The organism is Caldisericaceae bacterium (assembly GCA_036574215.1).
Lineage (GTDB): Bacteria > Caldisericota > Caldisericia > Caldisericales > Caldisericaceae > Caldisericum.
Genome location: JAINCR010000057.1, coordinates 1 through 17,018, shown reverse-complemented (window position 1 = coordinate 17,018; position 17,018 = coordinate 1). Strand labels below are relative to the sequence as shown.

At 33.2% G+C, this 17,018-nt stretch carries 14 protein-coding genes; 11 read left to right on the top strand and 3 right to left on the bottom strand.

Features of this window, described 5'->3' with window-relative positions; translation table 11 throughout:
• Positions 1-28 precede the first annotated feature (28 nt).
• Entirely contained in the window at positions 29-361 is a 333-nt protein-coding gene (locus K6343_03495) for a carboxymuconolactone decarboxylase family protein (protein ID MEF3245033.1), read from the bottom strand.
• Between the two features lie 615 nt (positions 362-976).
• On the opposite strand from K6343_03495, the gene K6343_03490 reads away from it, so the two are divergent.
• A complete protein-coding gene (locus K6343_03490; GenBank protein MEF3245032.1) occupies positions 977-3,025 on the top strand; it encodes a ribonucleoside triphosphate reductase in 2,049 nt (682 codons plus the stop codon).
• 231 nt (positions 3,026-3,256) lie between these two features.
• The gene (thyX, locus tag K6343_03485) at positions 3,257-3,880 is read left to right on the top strand and encodes an FAD-dependent thymidylate synthase (protein MEF3245031.1); all 624 of its coding nucleotides are present in this window, start codon (positions 3,257-3,259) and stop codon (positions 3,878-3,880) included.
• Positions 3,881-3,939: 59 nt separating this feature from the next.
• Here thyX and K6343_03480 read toward each other — a convergent pair whose 3' ends face one another.
• On the bottom strand, positions 3,940-6,024 hold the full coding sequence (locus tag K6343_03480) for a 5'-nucleotidase C-terminal domain-containing protein (GenBank protein ID MEF3245030.1): 2,085 nt from the start codon (positions 6,022-6,024) through the stop codon (positions 3,940-3,942).
• Between the two features lie 519 nt (positions 6,025-6,543).
• On the opposite strand from K6343_03480, the gene dnaA reads away from it, so the two are divergent.
• The 8 genes from dnaA to K6343_03440 all read left to right on the top strand — a co-directional run bounded on the left by dnaA (position 6,544) and on the right by K6343_03440 (position 14,195).
• The gene (dnaA, locus tag K6343_03475; protein MEF3245029.1) at positions 6,544-7,851 is read left to right on the top strand and encodes a chromosomal replication initiator protein DnaA; all 1,308 of its coding nucleotides are present in this window, start codon (positions 6,544-6,546) and stop codon (positions 7,849-7,851) included.
• Positions 7,852-8,091: 240 nt separating this feature from the next.
• Positions 8,092-9,195: a DNA polymerase III subunit beta gene (gene dnaN, locus K6343_03470; GenBank protein ID MEF3245028.1), complete on the top strand. Its 1,104-nt coding sequence runs from the start codon at positions 8,092-8,094 to the stop codon at positions 9,193-9,195.
• Positions 9,192-10,247, top strand: a complete 1,056-nt coding sequence (recF, locus tag K6343_03465) for a DNA replication and repair protein RecF (GenBank protein ID MEF3245027.1) — start codon at positions 9,192-9,194, stop codon at positions 10,245-10,247. Before dnaN ends, recF begins: the two co-directional genes overlap by 4 nt.
• On the top strand, positions 10,248-10,820 hold the full coding sequence (locus tag K6343_03460; protein ID MEF3245026.1) for a DUF721 domain-containing protein: 573 nt from the start codon (positions 10,248-10,250) through the stop codon (positions 10,818-10,820). It abuts the gene before it with no gap.
• 783 nt (positions 10,821-11,603) lie between these two features.
• The gene (locus K6343_03455; protein ID MEF3245025.1) at positions 11,604-11,984 is read left to right on the top strand and encodes a PadR family transcriptional regulator; all 381 of its coding nucleotides are present in this window, start codon (positions 11,604-11,606) and stop codon (positions 11,982-11,984) included.
• Entirely contained in the window at positions 11,984-12,517 is a 534-nt protein-coding gene (gene yfcE, locus K6343_03450; protein ID MEF3245024.1) for a phosphodiesterase, read from the top strand. The genes K6343_03455 and yfcE overlap by 1 nt, the downstream gene beginning before the upstream one ends.
• Positions 12,514-13,278, top strand: a complete 765-nt coding sequence (locus tag K6343_03445; GenBank protein ID MEF3245023.1) for a ParA family protein — start codon at positions 12,514-12,516, stop codon at positions 13,276-13,278. The genes yfcE and K6343_03445 overlap by 4 nt, the downstream gene beginning before the upstream one ends.
• An 8-nt stretch (positions 13,279-13,286) precedes the next feature.
• Positions 13,287-14,195, top strand: a complete 909-nt coding sequence (locus K6343_03440) for a ParB/RepB/Spo0J family partition protein (protein MEF3245022.1) — start codon at positions 13,287-13,289, stop codon at positions 14,193-14,195.
• A gap of 21 nt (positions 14,196-14,216) precedes the next feature.
• On the opposite strand, the gene K6343_03435 is transcribed toward K6343_03440, so the two are convergent.
• Positions 14,217-14,783, bottom strand: a complete 567-nt coding sequence (locus tag K6343_03435) for a molybdopterin-dependent oxidoreductase (protein ID MEF3245021.1) — start codon at positions 14,781-14,783, stop codon at positions 14,217-14,219.
• A 575-nt stretch (positions 14,784-15,358) separates the two neighbouring features.
• Between K6343_03435 and K6343_03430 the strand changes: the two genes are divergently transcribed.
• On the top strand, positions 15,359-17,018 hold a 1,660-nt coding region (locus tag K6343_03430), incomplete at its 3' end, for a hypothetical protein (GenBank protein ID MEF3245020.1).

The window sequence follows — 17,018 nt, the reverse complement described above, 5'->3', positions numbered from 1 at the left end:
ACCCCCTGTATAAACAAAATTACCTTAATTATTTTGCTCCAAATTGCTCACAAGCATCAAAAACAAGCCTAATGTAAGCAATGCTAGGACCTCCGCCCATAAGTCCAGCAACAAATGAAGCTTCAAGTATTTCTTTTTTAGTTGCACCTGCATCAATTGCATTCTTTACGTGAAGTGCAATACAGAACTTACAATGAGCAGCAACACTTAGCGCAATAGAGATAAGCTCTTTTTCTTTTGTGGAGAGTGCACCTGGTTTCTCAGTTTCTTTAATTAAACCCATCACTGCATCTAAATAGCCTTTGTCAACCTCTCCAATTTGTTTGGCGGTCTTCATAAAGTCGTCAAAATTCTTTTGCATGTCTTCCATAATAATACATTCCTTTCTGTCAAAGTTTTAACTTTTTCAATTAATATTATATCAAAATATTGAAAATTAAAAATATTTTTTGGTGTAAATTTTCACAAAATTTTGTTAAAAATTAAACAAATGGTAATTACTAAAAAGATTAATATTCTTAAGTAGTAAAAAACTAATAACCAAAAATATTAAAAAAAATATTTTAGAACATCTTGTTTGCTTTTTAAAAGAATTAAAAAATCATTTAATTTGAACTATAAACGTAGAAATTACTTGGTTTCGCACTTATTTACGCAAGGAGAAAATTGTGGAATGACGGCATAAAGACAAACATTAAAAAAGCGCTTGTGTTAAAAATAAACTAAGAAATTAATTAGTTAAAAAAACTGTTGTTCTTAAATTAATAAAAAACCGATAACTTAAAAATACTGAGAAGAATTGTTTTTAAAAATACATTGATCTTTACAAGGGTCACCAAACACTTTGATTTTATCCCGTAATGTATAACTTTTAAGTTTACACTTTGTCTTTTGGCTGGATTTGCAAAAATTCGTTTTTTCATAAAATAGATTAACAAGATATTTTGTGTTTAAAGTGGATAAAGGAGTGATTAAAATGATTAAATTCGTTCAAAAAAGAGATGGTAGAATTGTAGCCTTTGAAAAGGAAAAAATAATAAATGCAATATTAAAAGCAGGTAATGCAACTCATGAATTTGGAAGAGACACTGCTGAGTTTCTTACAAACATCGTTTGTATAGAGATAAACGAAACTAAGGTAGAACCTCTTAACATTGAAGTTATACAAAACAAAATAGAAGAAGTTTTAATGCGGAAAGGGTTTTACCAAACGGCAAAGGCATTTATTCTCTACAGAGAAAAAAGAAGGGAGTTACGAGAATTCAAAAATCATCTCAACGTCCTAGAACTCTTTGAGTCCTACATCGGCGAATCAACCTGGGAAGTCCACGAAAACGCAAATATTGACTACTCAATTCAAGGCCTTAAATCCTTTATTACAGGTAAAGCCGAAAGTATTTACTGGCTTGAAAAGGTATACCCTAAAAAGATTTCCCAATACCATAAAGATGGCTTTGTGCATATCCATAACTTGTCATTTTTAGGTGCATATTGCGTAGGTTGGGATCTTGAAGACTTAATAAGGCGAGGCTTTGGTGGTGTGCCTGGAAAACCGTATTCTACCCCTGCAAAACATTTATCTAGCTTATTAGGACAAATGATGAACTTCCTTTTTACTCTACAAAATGAAGCTGCAGGAGCCGTTGCATTCTCTTCGTTTGATACGTATCTTGCCCCATTTGTTTACTTTGACAAATTGACCTATAAAGAAGTTAAACAACAAATCCAGGAGTTTGTTTACAATATGAACCAAACGATGCGAACAGGAGGGCAATCACCGTTTTCAAACATTACTGTGGATTTGACACCCCATCCGTTATTGAAAGATAAACCTGTTATTGTAGCTGGAAAAGAGCAAGATATAACTTACGGAATGCTCCAAAAAGAAATGGATATTATAAACAAAGCACTTTTTGAAACATTTATAGAGGGCGATGGACACGGAAGACCATTTACTTTTCCAATTCCAACAATTAACATAACAAAAGATTTTGACTGGGATAATCCTGTTTTATCCCCAGTGTGGGAAGCAACCGCAAAATATGGCACGCCATATTTTGCAAACTATATAAATTCTGATTTAAAACCAGAAGATGCAAGGTCTATGTGTTGCAGACTAAAGCTCGACACTCGAGAACTTAAAAACAAAGGTGGAGGCGGTTTATTCGGCTCGGCACCCCTTACAGGTTCTGTTGGTGTTATCACGGTTAACCTTCCACGTATTGCGTATCTATCTAAAAAGAACATTAACGAATTTTATAACATGTTGGATGATATCCTTGTTGCAGCAAAAGAAGGGCTTGAAGAAAAGAGAAAAACAGTTGAGAAATTTACAGAAATGGGACTATACCCCTATTCAAAAATCTATTTAGAGCCAATAAAAGAGTCTTTTGGACATTACTGGGAAAACCACTTTAACACAATCGGAATAATTGGTATGAACGAGGCCTTACAGATGCTTTTTGACCCAGAAGTTGACATGGGGACTCAGAAGGGCATTGATTTTGCTGTGCAAACGATGCTTCATATAAGAGAGAAGTTAAAACAATTTCAAGAGGAGACTGGGCATCTTTTCAACCTGGAAGCAACACCATCTGAATCGACAGCATATTCACTTGCTCTTAAAGATAAAAAAGACTTTAAAAACATTATTACAGCAGGAACACCCGACAACCCTTACTATACAAATTCAACAATACTTCCTGTAAACTATACCGACGATCCTTTTGAAGTTGCAGCACTCCAAGAACCAACGCAAAGACTCTATACAGGCGGTTGTGTAGTGCATTTCTTTGTAGGAGAAAGGCTGAAAAGTAACGATGTAAAAACATTCGTAAGGAAAATTCTTTCTAATTTTGAACTTCCATACATAACGGTAACACCGACATTCTCTATTTGCCCAAAACATGGGTATATTCCAGGAGAACACGAATACTGTCCTTACTGTGATGAAGAATTAATTGAAAAAACAAAAAGAGGAGAAGTTAGTAAGAAAGTAGATTTAAAAATAGATTTAAAACTTTAAAACTGATTTGCGATCCTTCGCTTACGCTTAGGGTCTTGTAGTTCTAAAAGACTTATTGAAAAATTTTTGAAAGTGTATTAAAATCTCTTTTGTAGAAGGAAGATTTGGCTATGCAAAGAAAACTACTAAAACTAGAAAACAAATTTTTAAGGCTCATTAAAAAGATTTTTGGAATTGGCAAAAAAAATTAGCAATATTATATTTCATTAACAATGGGGGATAAAAAGTAAGATGGCATTAACACCTTCTGTAACTCTATTTGCCTATACACCCAACCCTGAAAGAGTTGTTGCAACAGCAATGCGTCAATCTCGCTATAAAGGTAATGTAAAGGAAATAGACCTAAGTGAAGAAGATATTAAAAGACTCATAAACCTTGCATTGAATCTTGGACATATGTCCGTTTTTGAACATATCTCATTCTCTTTTGCTATTGTTGGAATATCAAGGGCTTGTTCTCATCAGTTTGTAAGGCATAGATTTTTTTCATTCACTCAACAAAGTCAAAGATACATAAAATTTGACCAACCTCTTTTTATTACCCCTCCAACAATTTTAAACAGGTTAGAGGCATTGGAAATTTACAATAATCTAATGGATGAGATATTAGATACATACAAAAAACTACTTTCAATTGGTATCCCAGAAGAAGATGCACGTTTTGTTTTGCCTAATGCAACAGAGACAAAAATCGTTGCAACAGCAAATGCAAGAGAGTTGATGCACTTTTTTAAATTACGCATGGATAAACATGCTCAATGGGAGATAAGAACACTTGCAGAACTAATGTTTGAGCTTGTTAGTTCCATTGCTCCAAATATATTTAATAAGGATAATATAAAATATTTTGAATAATATTGCCTACAAATAATAAAGGGGGCAAAAGCCCCCTTTTATAAGTTTAACTATAATTCTTATGGTTGCACAAATGTTATTCTTCCGTCAATTTCCTTAGATACCTTAGGATGAGCTTTTATATACGCAACAAGGTCATCTCTCATGTAATTGCCTGTAACAATCTTTATTGAAGTTGCATTCTTGAGAGATGCATAACCATCGCCACCTGCAGCCATAAAGTCGTTTGTTGCAACTGTATAGTATTTATTGGGATCAATGGGAGTTCCATCTAACAGTTTTACTTCAACAACCCTACTTCCTGGTTTTTTCCCGAGGTCTACTTTTACCCTAATACCAGATACCTGTGGAAATCTTCCTGAAACTGCTTCAACCTGTGAGAAACCATTCTCAAGAGCCGAAAGAACATCGGATCCCTTCAATGTGAGAAGGAGAATAAGATTATTAAAAGGTAGTGTGGTATATACATTACCTACAGTAATAGGTCCTTTAGGAATCGATGCTCTTATTCCTCCTCCGTTTGTTATGGTAATATCTGCACCTGCAACTTCTCTCATCCAATCAGAAATAAAGTCACCAAGATTAGTTTCTTTAGTTCTTATATTTGGGCTAGAGCCATCAAGGTCAACAAGTGCTTCACCGATCACTTCGCTCATCTTCTTTGTAATTTCATCGTTATAAGGTTTAATTATTGAGGAAATTGTAGAGTCTTCTTCTACGTTTTTATCAACAGGTAAAAGTTTGTAGTCTAGCTTTGCAAGTCTTACTGAATTTGCCGTTGTTTCAAAATAGAGCCTTACTCTCCCAAGATTATTTCCGTATGAACCTGTCTGCACAATGTAAGTATTATCAACAACAGTCGGCTTATCAAGAGCTGTATGTGTGTGCCCACCTATAATCAAGTTTATTCCTGAAACTTTGGAAGCAAGCTGAACATCTCCAATATCTCCTGTGTAATAGTTGGATGCCGCATAGCCAAGATGGGAAAGCAATATAATATAATCTGAACTCTCTTTAAGCGTTGACACAACGCTTGTTGCAGTAGAAACAGGGTCTTTTACCTCAAGGTTAGAAATACCATTTGGATTAACTAAAATTGGAAGCTGAGGAGTTACAACTCCAAAAATACCGAGTTTAACAAAACCTAATGGCTTGATATCATATGGCTTACTCATAAATGTAGAATTTGTAGTCGTATCAATAACATTAGAACACACATAAGTGTATTTAGCTTCGTTTACTCTTTGTGCTAAAAGATCCTTACCCCAGTCAAATTCATGGTTGCCAAATGTTGCATAGTTGTATCCCATTGCATTATAAACTTCAATTACGTCTTTACCGTAGAAGAAGGCACCGATAGGAGGACCGCCACCAATTGCATCTCCTGCATCAACAAGAAGAGTTCTATCGGGGTTATAGGCTCTTTCATTTTTTACAAGAGTATAAATTCTTGCACTCCCACCAATTGGTTGTTTGGTTTTCTTATCAGTAGAACCCAAAAGATACATATGGAAATCGTTTGTATGAAGAATGGTAATCACAGGAAAGCGAGAAGAAGCTAAAATGTGTGTAAATGTTCCTCTCGTAAGTGGTTTTTGAACACCAAGTGCATCTCCTTCTACCTTATAAAATCCCTTGTAGACAAAATAATTTACAAGTGGTTTTACTTCTTCGGTAAGTAAATTTGCGTCTTTAAAAGACGAAATTACATCTGGCACGTTAGTGTCTTGAATTTTTAAAGCTTTTGAAAGAGCAAGAATGGCATCTTCAAAAAGTATGGGGTCGTTTGGTTTAAAGTAATTATCTTTGCCGATTAGGACTTTTGCTCTTAAGAGAGTTTCAATGTAAGGAGAAGCCCAAAAGTTCTTTCCCAAATCTTTACAGGAATACTTTGGAAGATTAAACCACGGAATGTAATCGTAAGGGAAAGCCTTTACAAGCATTTTCGCAAATTCCGCTCTTGTTATTGGTCTCTCAAGGTGAAGAGAGCCATCTGGGAAACCCTGGATTACACCACGTTCAACAAGCACATCTACATCGACGTTGCCGTAAGAAGTAGAATTACCCATTGCATTGTAAACTCTTGGTGTAAATGAAGAGGCAACAACGATAAGCACAACTAAAATTAATAAAAATTTCTTCATTTTTTACCTCCTTTGGTGTTTTGCATATTTATATTATAACATTTTTTTAAAAAAATATAAGTCAATTACATTTTGCGAAAATTTTTCTTTATTCTTCTTGAAGGCAAGCGTGTTTTGCTATAAATAATAACAAGAAAATGACCTCTCGTAATTCTTAACAAAATAGTCCCTACTTTGCTTTTCTAAGGATGAAAATCCATTTTACTCCTTATCCTTCCACTTAGATGTTTGCCTTTATGGGGTTGTTCTGTGAGGACATAAGCCCGAAGGATCACATCTGTTTTGTAATCTAGGGGGTAAAAGCCCTATAGATACTACTCCACAAAAACTTAAGATGTAATGGTAAGAGTCATTCTAAACGAAGTGAAGAATCTCCTCTTTTTATCACCCTCGTATAAATTTTGATAGGATTCCTCCTTCAACCTAAGAAAGAATTTCTTTTCCCTAAATAGGAAATCATTTTTCCACAGGTTATCCACATGATTTTTAATTGTGGAAAATTTTGTATAATTATCTTGTATGAATACCTGGGAAAAAGTATTAAACCAATTAAAAGAAATACTAAGTGTACCAGCATTTGAAACATGGTTTAGACCTGTTGAATTTGTAGATGAAAATGAAGAAGAACTCATACTCAAGGTGCCATCAAACCTCATTAGGGAACTACTTGAAACTAAATTCGCAGGTCTTATTAAGATAACAATTCAAGAACAAACCGGTAAAGATCTTCAACTTAATATTATAGTCCAGGAAAAGAAACCCAAAGAACCTCCGGTAATCATCATGAACAACATTACACTCCACAAAGATTACACCTTTGAAGAGTTTATTGTGGGAAGCAGTAATGAATTAGCCTATGCAGCGGCAAAGAATGTTGCTTTAAATCCAGGTAAGGCATATAACCCACTCTACATTTATGGTGGAGTAGGACTTGGAAAAACACACTTACTCCACGCAATAGGCCATGAACTAATAAGAAACTTCGGAGAGAAAATATCAATTATATACACAAGCACAGAAAAGTTTACAAATGAAGTGATTTATGCTATTCAAAACGCACAGAGCAATACTGACCTTATAGACAGGTTTCATAAAAAATACAGGAACACCGACGTGCTCCTTATCGATGATATACAATTTCTTGCAGGAAAAGAAAGAACACAGGAAGAATTCTTCCATACATTTAACGCCCTTTATGAAGCAGGCAAGCAAATCGTAATTACTTCTGATGTGCCTCCAAAAGATCTTCCGACTCTTGAAGATAGGTTAAGAACACGTTTTGAGGTTGGTCTCATTGCAGATATTTCTCCGCCAGACTTTGAAACAAGAGTTGCAATCCTTAAAAAGAAGGCGCAAAAAGAGAACATTACGATAAATGATGATGTTGTAAACTACATCGCAGAAAACATCTTTTCAAATATAAGGGAACTTGAAGGCGCTCTTATTAGGCTTATTGCAAAAGCATCGCTACTAAATCAGAACATCACTGTTGAGTTTGCTAAGAAGGCACTTTCTGATATTATTAAGCAAGCAGATACCCCGATCACTATTAATAAAATTAAAAAAATCGTATCTGAATATTTTGGCATAGATATAGAAAGCCTCTCAGATAAAAAGAGAACCCAAAATATAGTTCTTCCAAGACAAGTTGCAATGTATCTTGCAAGAAAATTTACAGACCTTTCACTTCCCCAAATAGGAGAAGCCTTTGGTGGAAGAGACCATACAACGGTAATGCACGCATTTAATAAAATCGAAGAAGAGATAAAAAAAACGGAAACAATGAGTGCTCTTGTAAGCGAAATTATTGAAAGGTTAAAGGAGTAGTAAAGTTATGAACAACCTGTGGAAAACTCTGTGGATAAATGTGGAAAATTTGTGGAATTCATATAAGTCTGTGGATAAGTTGAAAAGTAAAATCCATTATCCACAATTCTCTACACAAGAAAACGTAATAGCAAAAAAGTGTTTTAGTGATTTTTCCACAGTTTCAACAACTATTATTATGAATGTTATTATCTTTTAAATAATTTATAAAATAATTAATAATAATAAAGGAGTGGAAAAATGAAAATAAAAGTAAAAACAAGTGAATTCTCAAAAGCAATTGCAAACGTAGGAAAGGTTATTTCATCAAAACCAATTGATTTGATACTTGATAACATTCTATTACAAAAAAACAATAATATTTCTCTTTTTACAACAAACCTTGAACAAGCAATGAAGTATGACTTAGATGCAGAAATTATAGACCCTTCAGGAGTTACTGAAACAGTTTTACCCTATGACTTACTTAAAGATATAACTCCAAAATTCAAAGGAGATTACATCGAACTTGATTTATCAAAAAAGACAGTCGAAATAGTCGAAGATAGTGGTAAATTTACACTTCATACATTTAATCCAGAAGCATTTGCACAAATTCCAGAAGTTGAATCAGATGTTAAATTTGAGATACCTGCAAATATACTAAAAGATTTAATTGAAAATACTGTTTTTGCAGCATCTAAAAAGGAAGAAAGTAGAAAGGAGTTTAGAGGAGTCTATTTTGATATAAAAGAAAATGTTGTAAATTTAGTTGCAACTGATAGCACTGCTCTTGCATTAAACACATTTGAGGTAAGCAATCTAAAGGATGCCAATTTTATTATTCCTTGGAAAGCAGTTGATATTTTATTACATATCCCAACTGCTTCTTCCGATAAGTTTGAAATAACAACGTCAGAAAGTGCAGTTAAGTTTAATATAAATAATATTTCTTTAATATCCCTTCTTATTAACGGTCAATTCCCACAATACGAAAATGTAATTCCGCAGGACACTGTTTATTATGCTTCTGTAAATAAAAGTATACTGATGGATGCGCTTCGTTTAATTGAACCATTTGCTAAAAGAGGCACTAACAGGATAGTGTTTACCTTCTCTTCAAATACTCTTACTCTTGAATCTCCTCAATCCGAAGTTGGTTATGCTTCTAAAGTTATTCCTTGTGAGACTAATGGAGAAATATCGCTACAATTCTATGCAGAGAAAATTATAGAAGGCATAGAACACGTGAAAGATGAAAATGTATTTTTTGGGATACAAGGCCCATTACACCCTGTGCTTTTAAAAAGTCCTAATAACTCAAGCTACATCTATGTGATAATGCCTCAAAAACCGATTGAATGAAAATTGAGAAACTGTTGTTAAAAAACTTTAGAAGATTTAAGGAGGAGGAGTTTAATTTTTCAAATGAGTTTAATGTATTAGTTGGAAAAAATGGAAGCGGTAAAACAACTATTCTTGATGCAATATATTTACTTACTACGGGGAAAAGTTACCTTACAAAATCTCTTGAAAACTGTATAAATGTAAATGAAGAATATTTTTTTATTGAAGGAAATTTTGTAGATCATACAACTGATACTGAAAGCACTTATTTAGTTTCTATTCTTTACTATAAAGGAAAAAAAGAAATCAATATTAACAAAAGAAAAATAAGCACTTTAGCAGACCTTGTGGGTAAGATTCCCGTAATATTTACTGACTACTCTCTCTCAAATCTTGTTAAAGGTTTACCATCTGATAGAAGGGATTTTATAAATCATGTTCTAATTTTTACTGATAAAGATTATTATAAGGACTTATTGAAATATTACTCCTATCTTGAGAAAAGAAACGAATACTTAAAAAATGGTAATTTCTCGATGGATATTCTAATTTTTCTCTCACAAGAAATCTACGATCTTGGTATTAAAATTGTTTCAAAGAGAGAAAACATCATAAAAGAATTTAATAACTTAGCAAAAGATTTTTATAGTGAGCTTTTTGGTAATAATTCTAACTTAAAAATCGTTTATAACCCAAGTCCGTTAAAAAAAATACTTGATAGTGATTCAATTCTTGATGAAATTAATAGAAAACGCACCCTTTATGGAATACACCTTGACGAAATAGAAATATTTAATTCTGATATAAACCTAAGAAATTTTGCTTCATTGGGTGAGGCATATAGTATTGGCTTCATTTTAAAAATTGTTGAAGCCGCTTTAATTTTTAATTATACAAATAGAAAGCCAATATTTTTAATTGATGATTTTAATTCCTTTCTTGATGAAGTAAAAAGAAGCAAAGTTCTTTCTATGATTAATCATATGCAGGTAATTTTAACATCTGTTAATATGGATCTTAATAAAGAGTTGATCTACAAGTCAAACCTTATGACTTTAAAGGATTCTTAAATGGAGACACCTAAAAAATTGCTCGATGGTATCTTAAAAAAATACGGCATATTAAATAAGGTAAGAGGGTTTTACCCTATTGTAGATTGGAAAGCAATCGTAGGAGAAGAACTAGCAAAATACACAAGGCCAGTAAGGTATGATAATGAAACACTCATAATAGAGGTAAGTTCATCTCTCTTTAAAAGAGAACTTGAGAATATGAAAGATGAGCTTTTAGCAATTATTAGTAAAAGAAGTTTAGGCTTTACACCTATTAAGTATTTGAGTTTTAGGGTTTCTTCTAAAGTGGTACATGAAAAAAAACCAAAGGAAGTTAAAAATAGTGAAGATATTGAGGCGACCCTTGATCAAGAAGACTTTAAATGGATTGAAAATGAGGTAAAGAAATTTAAAGGAAGTGAATCTTTAAAAGATAGTTATAGAAAGTTGCTAACTACTTTTAAACTCACAGAGAAGAAGATGATTCTCTTGAACTACAGAAGATGTATGAAATGTGGTGCACTGTTCAATGGAAGAGGAAAGTTGTGTCCTGTGTGTGAGATAAAAGACAAAAGACAACCCCATACTTAAGTAAGTTGTTGTAGTGAAGAGTAATCTTTAAGATTAGTTATCCTTTTATATAGGATCTATCAAAAGTATTTTTCTGGTGATTGTTGTTGGATATTCTGAAATATAGCCTTACTTTCTTATTCTACTTTCTTCTATCATTTCAAGGCAAAGCACCCTTTCTCATTCTGAGCGGTAGTCCACTTTGTCATTCTGAGGCGAAGCCGAAGAATCTCATCCGTTTATTCCTTTTGGTGTTCAAAAGGGGAGCCTTGAGGGGGGTGCCTTTTACCCCCTCAAATACGAGATCCTTCGCTATCGCTCAGGATGACAAGAGGGGACGGGGGAGTCTTGAGGGGGTATCCCCATCAAATATGAGATCCTTCGCTTAAGTTTACACTGAACGAAGCGAACGTGCTCAGGATGACAAACAAAAATATCAGAAAATTCTAAGGACTTAAGCCTTTCCTGTGTCATTCTGCACTCTTCTCCTTGACGAAGTCAAGTGGAGCGTTAGCGACCGGAGAATCTCGTCCTTTATTCGGGGGGGTGGAATAATCCTCCTCGACGCTCCCCAAAAGGATGAGATCCTTCGTTTCACTCAGGATGACAAGGAAAAAAATACTCAGGTTGACAGGGAAGTATAGGGAGTCTTGAGGAGGTGTTCCCCTCAACCTAAGGAAGGACCAGAATTCTCTAAATAAAGTAAAATTTCTCTATACTTACTTTTTGAAATTCATTTTGTTTTAAGTATAATTATAAAAAATTATAATTTTAAATGAGTGTTTTAAGAGAATAGGGGTGAGTATGTTCAAAGGTATAAAAAGAGAAAGAAAAAATTCTTTTATAACAAATTTTTTTGGTTCAAAAGAGTTTTTGTATTTTTATATTTTGCATCTTTTAAATGCCAAAAGTATGTATGGCGAAGAAATTTCGAAATCTATTTCTTCTCTTATTAATGGATGCTGGTATCCTAATCCGGGTTTTATTTACCCTATGCTTAAAAAATTGAGTTATTTTGGTTATATTAAAGGTCAATGGGTAGCAGGGGAGAGTAAACACCCAAGACTTGTTTATGAAATTACCGAAGAGGGGAGGTTTCATTATACAAGTTTAAAATTAGATTGGTTTGATAATTTAAAAGAGTTTATACTAATTTTGAATGTGCTCAACAAGGAGGAAGGTTAATGAAAAAAATCGGTGTAATCTCTGATATACACGGAAGTTTAATAAATCTTAAAAAAGTCTTCAACGATTTAAGTAATCTTTCGGTTGATTTAGTGCTTGTATTAGGAGATTTGCTCTACCATGGGCCAAGGAATCCTTTTCCTGAAGAGTATAACCCTATAGGCGTTGCTAATTTAATAAACGAGGCTCCATTTGATTTTGTTTTTGTTAAAGGAAATTGCGATGCAGAAGTTGACAGCCTTGTGATTAAATACCCAATTCTTCAAGAGTTTGCTTATGTTTACATAGATGGTGTTAAGATATTGATGAATCATGGTGATAAAATATCAAATGTAGAGGAATTTTTAGGTAAATTTAAAGGCGTTGATCTTTTTATTACAGGGCATACACATATAAAACAGATTGAAGAAACAAAATTTGGCACCCACTTAAACCCCGGTTCTATCAGCCTTCCTAAGGATAAGAGTAAAAGTTATGCCGTAGTTGTAGTTGAAGAAAAGAAGTTCTTTGTAGAATTTAAGGAGATTCTATGATTCCTATTACAATTGCAAATCAAAAAGGAGGCGTTGGAAAAACAACAACCGCAATCAATCTTGCCTCTTTTTTTGCAATAAAAGGTTTTAAAACCCTTCTTGTTGATGTTGATCCGCAGGCAAACTCTTCTTTTGTCTTCTTAAAAGAAGACGAAAAACCTGAAACGATTTTTCCAATATTCACGGAAAATAAACCTGAATATGAAAAAGTTATTTATAAAACACATTTTCCTAACTTGTTTTTAGTGCCTTCTTCCATCCATCTTGCAAAAGTTGAAAGAATGCTTGCAGGTGTTTTTGATGCTCCTTTTAAGCTTAAAAAATTTATTTCAGAAGTTTCTTCGATGTTTGATTTTGTAGTGTTTGATACTCCCCCATCTCTTGGGATTCTTACAGTTAATGCGCTTATTGCGTCTAACTACGTTATTATTCCAATTACACCATCCCCATGGGCTCTTGATGGTGTTGAAGATTTTCTTGACACTTTTAGAGGGGTAAAAGAAACTTTCAATGAAAATCTCAAAATTCTCGGTGTCCTTATAACTCTTTTTGATTCAAGAACAACGCTTTCAAAAGATGCAACAGATAAAATAAGAGAGCTTTTTTCAGACCTCGTGTTTGATGAAGTTATCCCTCGAAATGTTCGACTTGAAGAAAGTCCTGCTTTTAAGGAGGATATCTTTTCTTTTGCGCCAGATTCAAGAGGTGCAACTGCATATTCAAAATTTGGCGAAAATGTATTAAAAAGACTTGCCATATAGGAGGTAAAATGGACAATAAAAAGGGACTTCCAAAAGATTTTTCAACGCGGTATAGTAGTAACTATATTGAAGAACTTGCCTCAGAAAAGATACATGCAAAAGTTATCGAGTTAAATGTTAAAGATATTATGACAGATCCAAATCAGCCAAGAAAACATTTTAATGAAGATTCACTAAAAGAACTTGCAACGAGTATAGAAAAACATGGTGTACTTGAGCCAATCCTTGTTAGGTTAGTAAACAATAAATACATGATAGTTGCAGGGGAAAGAAGGTATAGAGCAGCACTTCTTTTGAACAAAGAAACGATTCCTGCAATAGTAATTAATCTAGAAAGTGAATCTCAAGTAAGAGAAATTCAAATAGTAGAGAATTTGCAAAGAGAGGATATTTCACCTATTGAAAGAGCAAAAGCAATTTACGAGTATTTAAAACCATACACAAACGGAAAAAATTTAAAAACTCTTTTAATTAACTACAGGATGGGAAGGGAAGTAGATGAAGAGTTTGCGCTCACGGTGAGCGCACTTTCAAAAGCAATCGGTAAAAGCCCAATTACCCTCATCCGTTGGATTTCCCTTTTAGATTTACCAGAAGAAATTCAAGAAAAAATTGATGATCCTAATTCTCCAATAACCTCAAAGCACATAGAACAACTCTCTAAGATAAAAGACATTAACATTATCAAAAGAATTGTTAACATCATCGAGGAAAACAATCTCTCTTCAGATGAAGTTTCTAATATGGTGTCAACAATAAAACGATTAAAAGAGCAATCCCTTAAGAGTGCTATTAAAAATGTGCAGAATGTGGTAAGTGTTGTAGATTTTCTTGATAAAAATAACATAGAAAAATTAAAAGAAGAACTTGCTACCCTTAAGGACCTTTTAAAAGAGCTTGAAGAAAAGTTGTCCTGAGTAGTGTTAGTGATGAAGGATCTATCCCTCGAAGCGCTCGTTTTTATAGATATCTGCGTTTCTTGAGTATCCTTTTTTCTCCCACAAACCAGGCAAGTCTTTACTTAATATTTCAAATTCAACAACCCATTTTGCATCTTTATAGGCATATTTTCCGTCAACAACTAACCTAATAGGGTATCCATTTGCAATATCCAGAGGTTTTCCATCTATTTCATAGGCTAAAATTGCTTTATCACTTAAAAGAAAATCAAGAGGAAGGTCTGTTGAATACCCATCAATACTTTTTACCATAACAAAACGTCCATCAGGAAGCACTTCAACATTTTTAAAAAGTTCTTTTGGATATACGCCTTTGAAGGTTGCCCCAAGATAACTCCACCCATCTACACAGTGTATATCAAATTGCACTTCTTTAGTAGGTAACTCCATAATTTCCTTAATACTAAAAGTAACTTCGTTTTTAACAAGACCGGTAATTTTAAGCCTATAAGTATCAAGGTTTATGTCTTTAGGTTTCCCAAAAACCGAGATTGGGTAGAGCTTTTGTGATGGTTTTTGCCCAGGTGGCATTTTAAATTCTCCCATTTTTCACCTTCCTTAAAATGATTTTTTCATTTACATTCCCGTAGGCATTATTTTAGCAACTGCTATTATATTGTAGCAAAATATTATTCAGGGCACAAGAAATACTAAAAAAACCATAAACTGATGAGATTCTTCCTTAAATTGATGGGGGATACCCCATTAATGCTCCTAAATAATGAAGAACATAATGGAAAAGATTCCTCGCAGAGTTTACACTGAGCAAAGCAAACGTGCTCGGAATGACACCAATAAGGACACCCCCTTAAGGCTCTCCCCGAGTAATGGAAAAAAACAAAACAGATGAGATTCTTCCTTGCTTACTATGTTTGCTCGTCAGAATGACCAAATGGAAGGTTTGAATGACCAACAGGGGCTTGCGCCATTAGAATGACGAAAAAAGGTTGGAATAATAGAGAAAGTATTTTCTCACTATCGCTCGGAAGGGCGACAAGGAGGTGTAATAACAAAGAGTGTTTAACTAAATTATGCAATTAGCCAATCAAATAAAAATTGCTTTTAACTATCTCAATTTTTGTTATTTAAATAAATAATGTTAAAATTTTAAGGGTGAGTATATGAAAAGTATACCATTACTTTTACTTGAATTTGGGTTATTTACAATTCCGTCGGTTTTATTATTGTTGTTTTCTTTTAGGCTTTTTATACGAAGTCACACCTATGAGCGGCTGGTTTACGTATTAAGTTTTGCTTTACCACTTGTTTTTCTATTTTCTCTTTTAAAAGTATTTCTTATTATTGAACTATCTACAAATTCTAATGCGTTTCTTTTGCCAAACTCATTTTTTGCAATTTCAATTGTTATTTCTTCATTTTTTGTAATTCAGTATACATCCCAATTTGAATATGTGAGTAGATCTGAAATTTCAGGCGTAATACTTCTTATTCTTACAAGTGTCTTATTAAAAGATACTGTAAAAGCTCTCGACCTATTTGCATGGGGATTAGTAGGTATTGGGGCTATACATTTTTCAGGAGGTCTTGCCTATTCAAAATATGGAGATAAACACGCAAAAAACGAGTATTGGTTTATTGTAATAGGTGTTACTGTCACTACTACTCTTAAGCTACTCTACTATTTTTCAATAATACCTCTTTATCCAACAATTTATATTTCATTATTGGCTATGTTCTTTGCTTTGATACTTACTACTTTTGTTTTAAAAAGTGTCTCAAGAAATCTACCATCAATAGATCTCCCAACAGAGGTAGTTTCTTTAAAGGCGACTATTTTTAAAAGACTCATTTTACTTTCTTTTATTATAACGTTAATCTTAAGTATAGTTTTAAGTGCTTCATTTTATGATTTTAGAGCCTCTCAAGAAGAGGTTTTAAAAAGGTTTGAAATTGATACATATGCGGTAACATTAAGAGTTTACCAAAACTTTCAAAACTTTTTTACTGATCTTTACAATACCCATTTAACATATTTCTCAGAAACAGTCAACACGACTAATTTTTCGGAATTAGAAAAAGGCGTAAAGGATTTTTACGAAATAAATAAGAATAATTTTTTTGCAATATCAACCGTAAACAATAAAGGAGTTATTACCTATGCTTATCCATATACTAACCTTATAGGAATGGATATATCACATAACATTGAGAAAACACTTTTAAGAAAGGTAGGGTCGTTTTCTTCCCCTACTTTAATTTTGAATAATGTTCCTGTTGTGTTAGTAAGTGTTCCAGTCTATCAATCAAAAAATAGCGAAATATTTTCAGTTGTAGGGTTCATTGATTTAAGAAATCTATCTAATAAGCTTTTAGAAGGTATTCAAGGTAATATATCTTATTTACTATTGGAAGATAACTGTATTATTGCAACAAATTTTAATAGAGATTATTTGCTAAAGGCAAGCGATACCATCATTATATGCGAACAATTCAAAGATTACATTTTGAAAAAATACTCTTTTTCATATTATGGCAATTATTTTGAAATTGTCGGGCTAACTTCCTCTTTGAAAGCAATAAAGGAGATCCAAAATAATCTTAAAAGTCATGCAGTTGCAACTTTTAGTGTTATATCACTACTTTTACTACTTTTTGGTTATTTCCTTTATTTAATTAATGAAAGCGAAAAAGGTTTTTCAAGCAAATTGGAACAATCTATTTTAAAAGAAATTGAATCTTTAAGAAGAAGTAAAGAAGTGCAAGATAAACTCAATCTTTTAAATAATTTTATTTATCAAAGTGATATGAGCCTTCCGCCAA

Excerpts from the sequence above, each read along its gene's own strand:
- K6343_03460 (MEF3245026.1), top strand. The coding sequence starts at position 10,248 with ATGGAGACACCTAAAAAATTGCTCGATGGTATCTTAAAAAAATACGGC.
- K6343_03440 (MEF3245022.1), top strand. The coding sequence starts at position 13,287 with ATGGACAATAAAAAGGGACTTCCAAAAGATTTTTCAACGCGGTATAGT.
- K6343_03490 (MEF3245032.1), top strand. The coding sequence starts at position 977 with ATGATTAAATTCGTTCAAAAAAGAGATGGTAGAATTGTAGCCTTTGAA.
- K6343_03495 (MEF3245033.1), bottom strand. The coding sequence starts at position 361 with ATGCAAAAGAATTTTGACGACTTTATGAAGACCGCCAAACAAATTGGA.
- K6343_03445 (MEF3245023.1), top strand. The coding sequence starts at position 12,514 with ATGATTCCTATTACAATTGCAAATCAAAAAGGAGGCGTTGGAAAAACA.
- thyX (MEF3245031.1), top strand. The coding sequence starts at position 3,257 with ATGGCATTAACACCTTCTGTAACTCTATTTGCCTATACACCCAACCCT.
- yfcE (MEF3245024.1), top strand. The coding sequence starts at position 11,984 with ATGAAAAAAATCGGTGTAATCTCTGATATACACGGAAGTTTAATAAAT.
- recF (MEF3245027.1), top strand. The coding sequence starts at position 9,192 with ATGAAAATTGAGAAACTGTTGTTAAAAAACTTTAGAAGATTTAAGGAG.
- K6343_03455 (MEF3245025.1), top strand. The coding sequence starts at position 11,604 with ATGTTCAAAGGTATAAAAAGAGAAAGAAAAAATTCTTTTATAACAAAT.
- dnaA (MEF3245029.1), top strand. The coding sequence starts at position 6,544 with ATGAATACCTGGGAAAAAGTATTAAACCAATTAAAAGAAATACTAAGT.
- dnaN (MEF3245028.1), top strand. The coding sequence starts at position 8,092 with ATGAAAATAAAAGTAAAAACAAGTGAATTCTCAAAAGCAATTGCAAAC.
- K6343_03480 (MEF3245030.1), bottom strand. The coding sequence starts at position 6,024 with ATGAAGAAATTTTTATTAATTTTAGTTGTGCTTATCGTTGTTGCCTCT.
- K6343_03435 (MEF3245021.1), bottom strand. The coding sequence starts at position 14,783 with ATGGGAGAATTTAAAATGCCACCTGGGCAAAAACCATCACAAAAGCTC.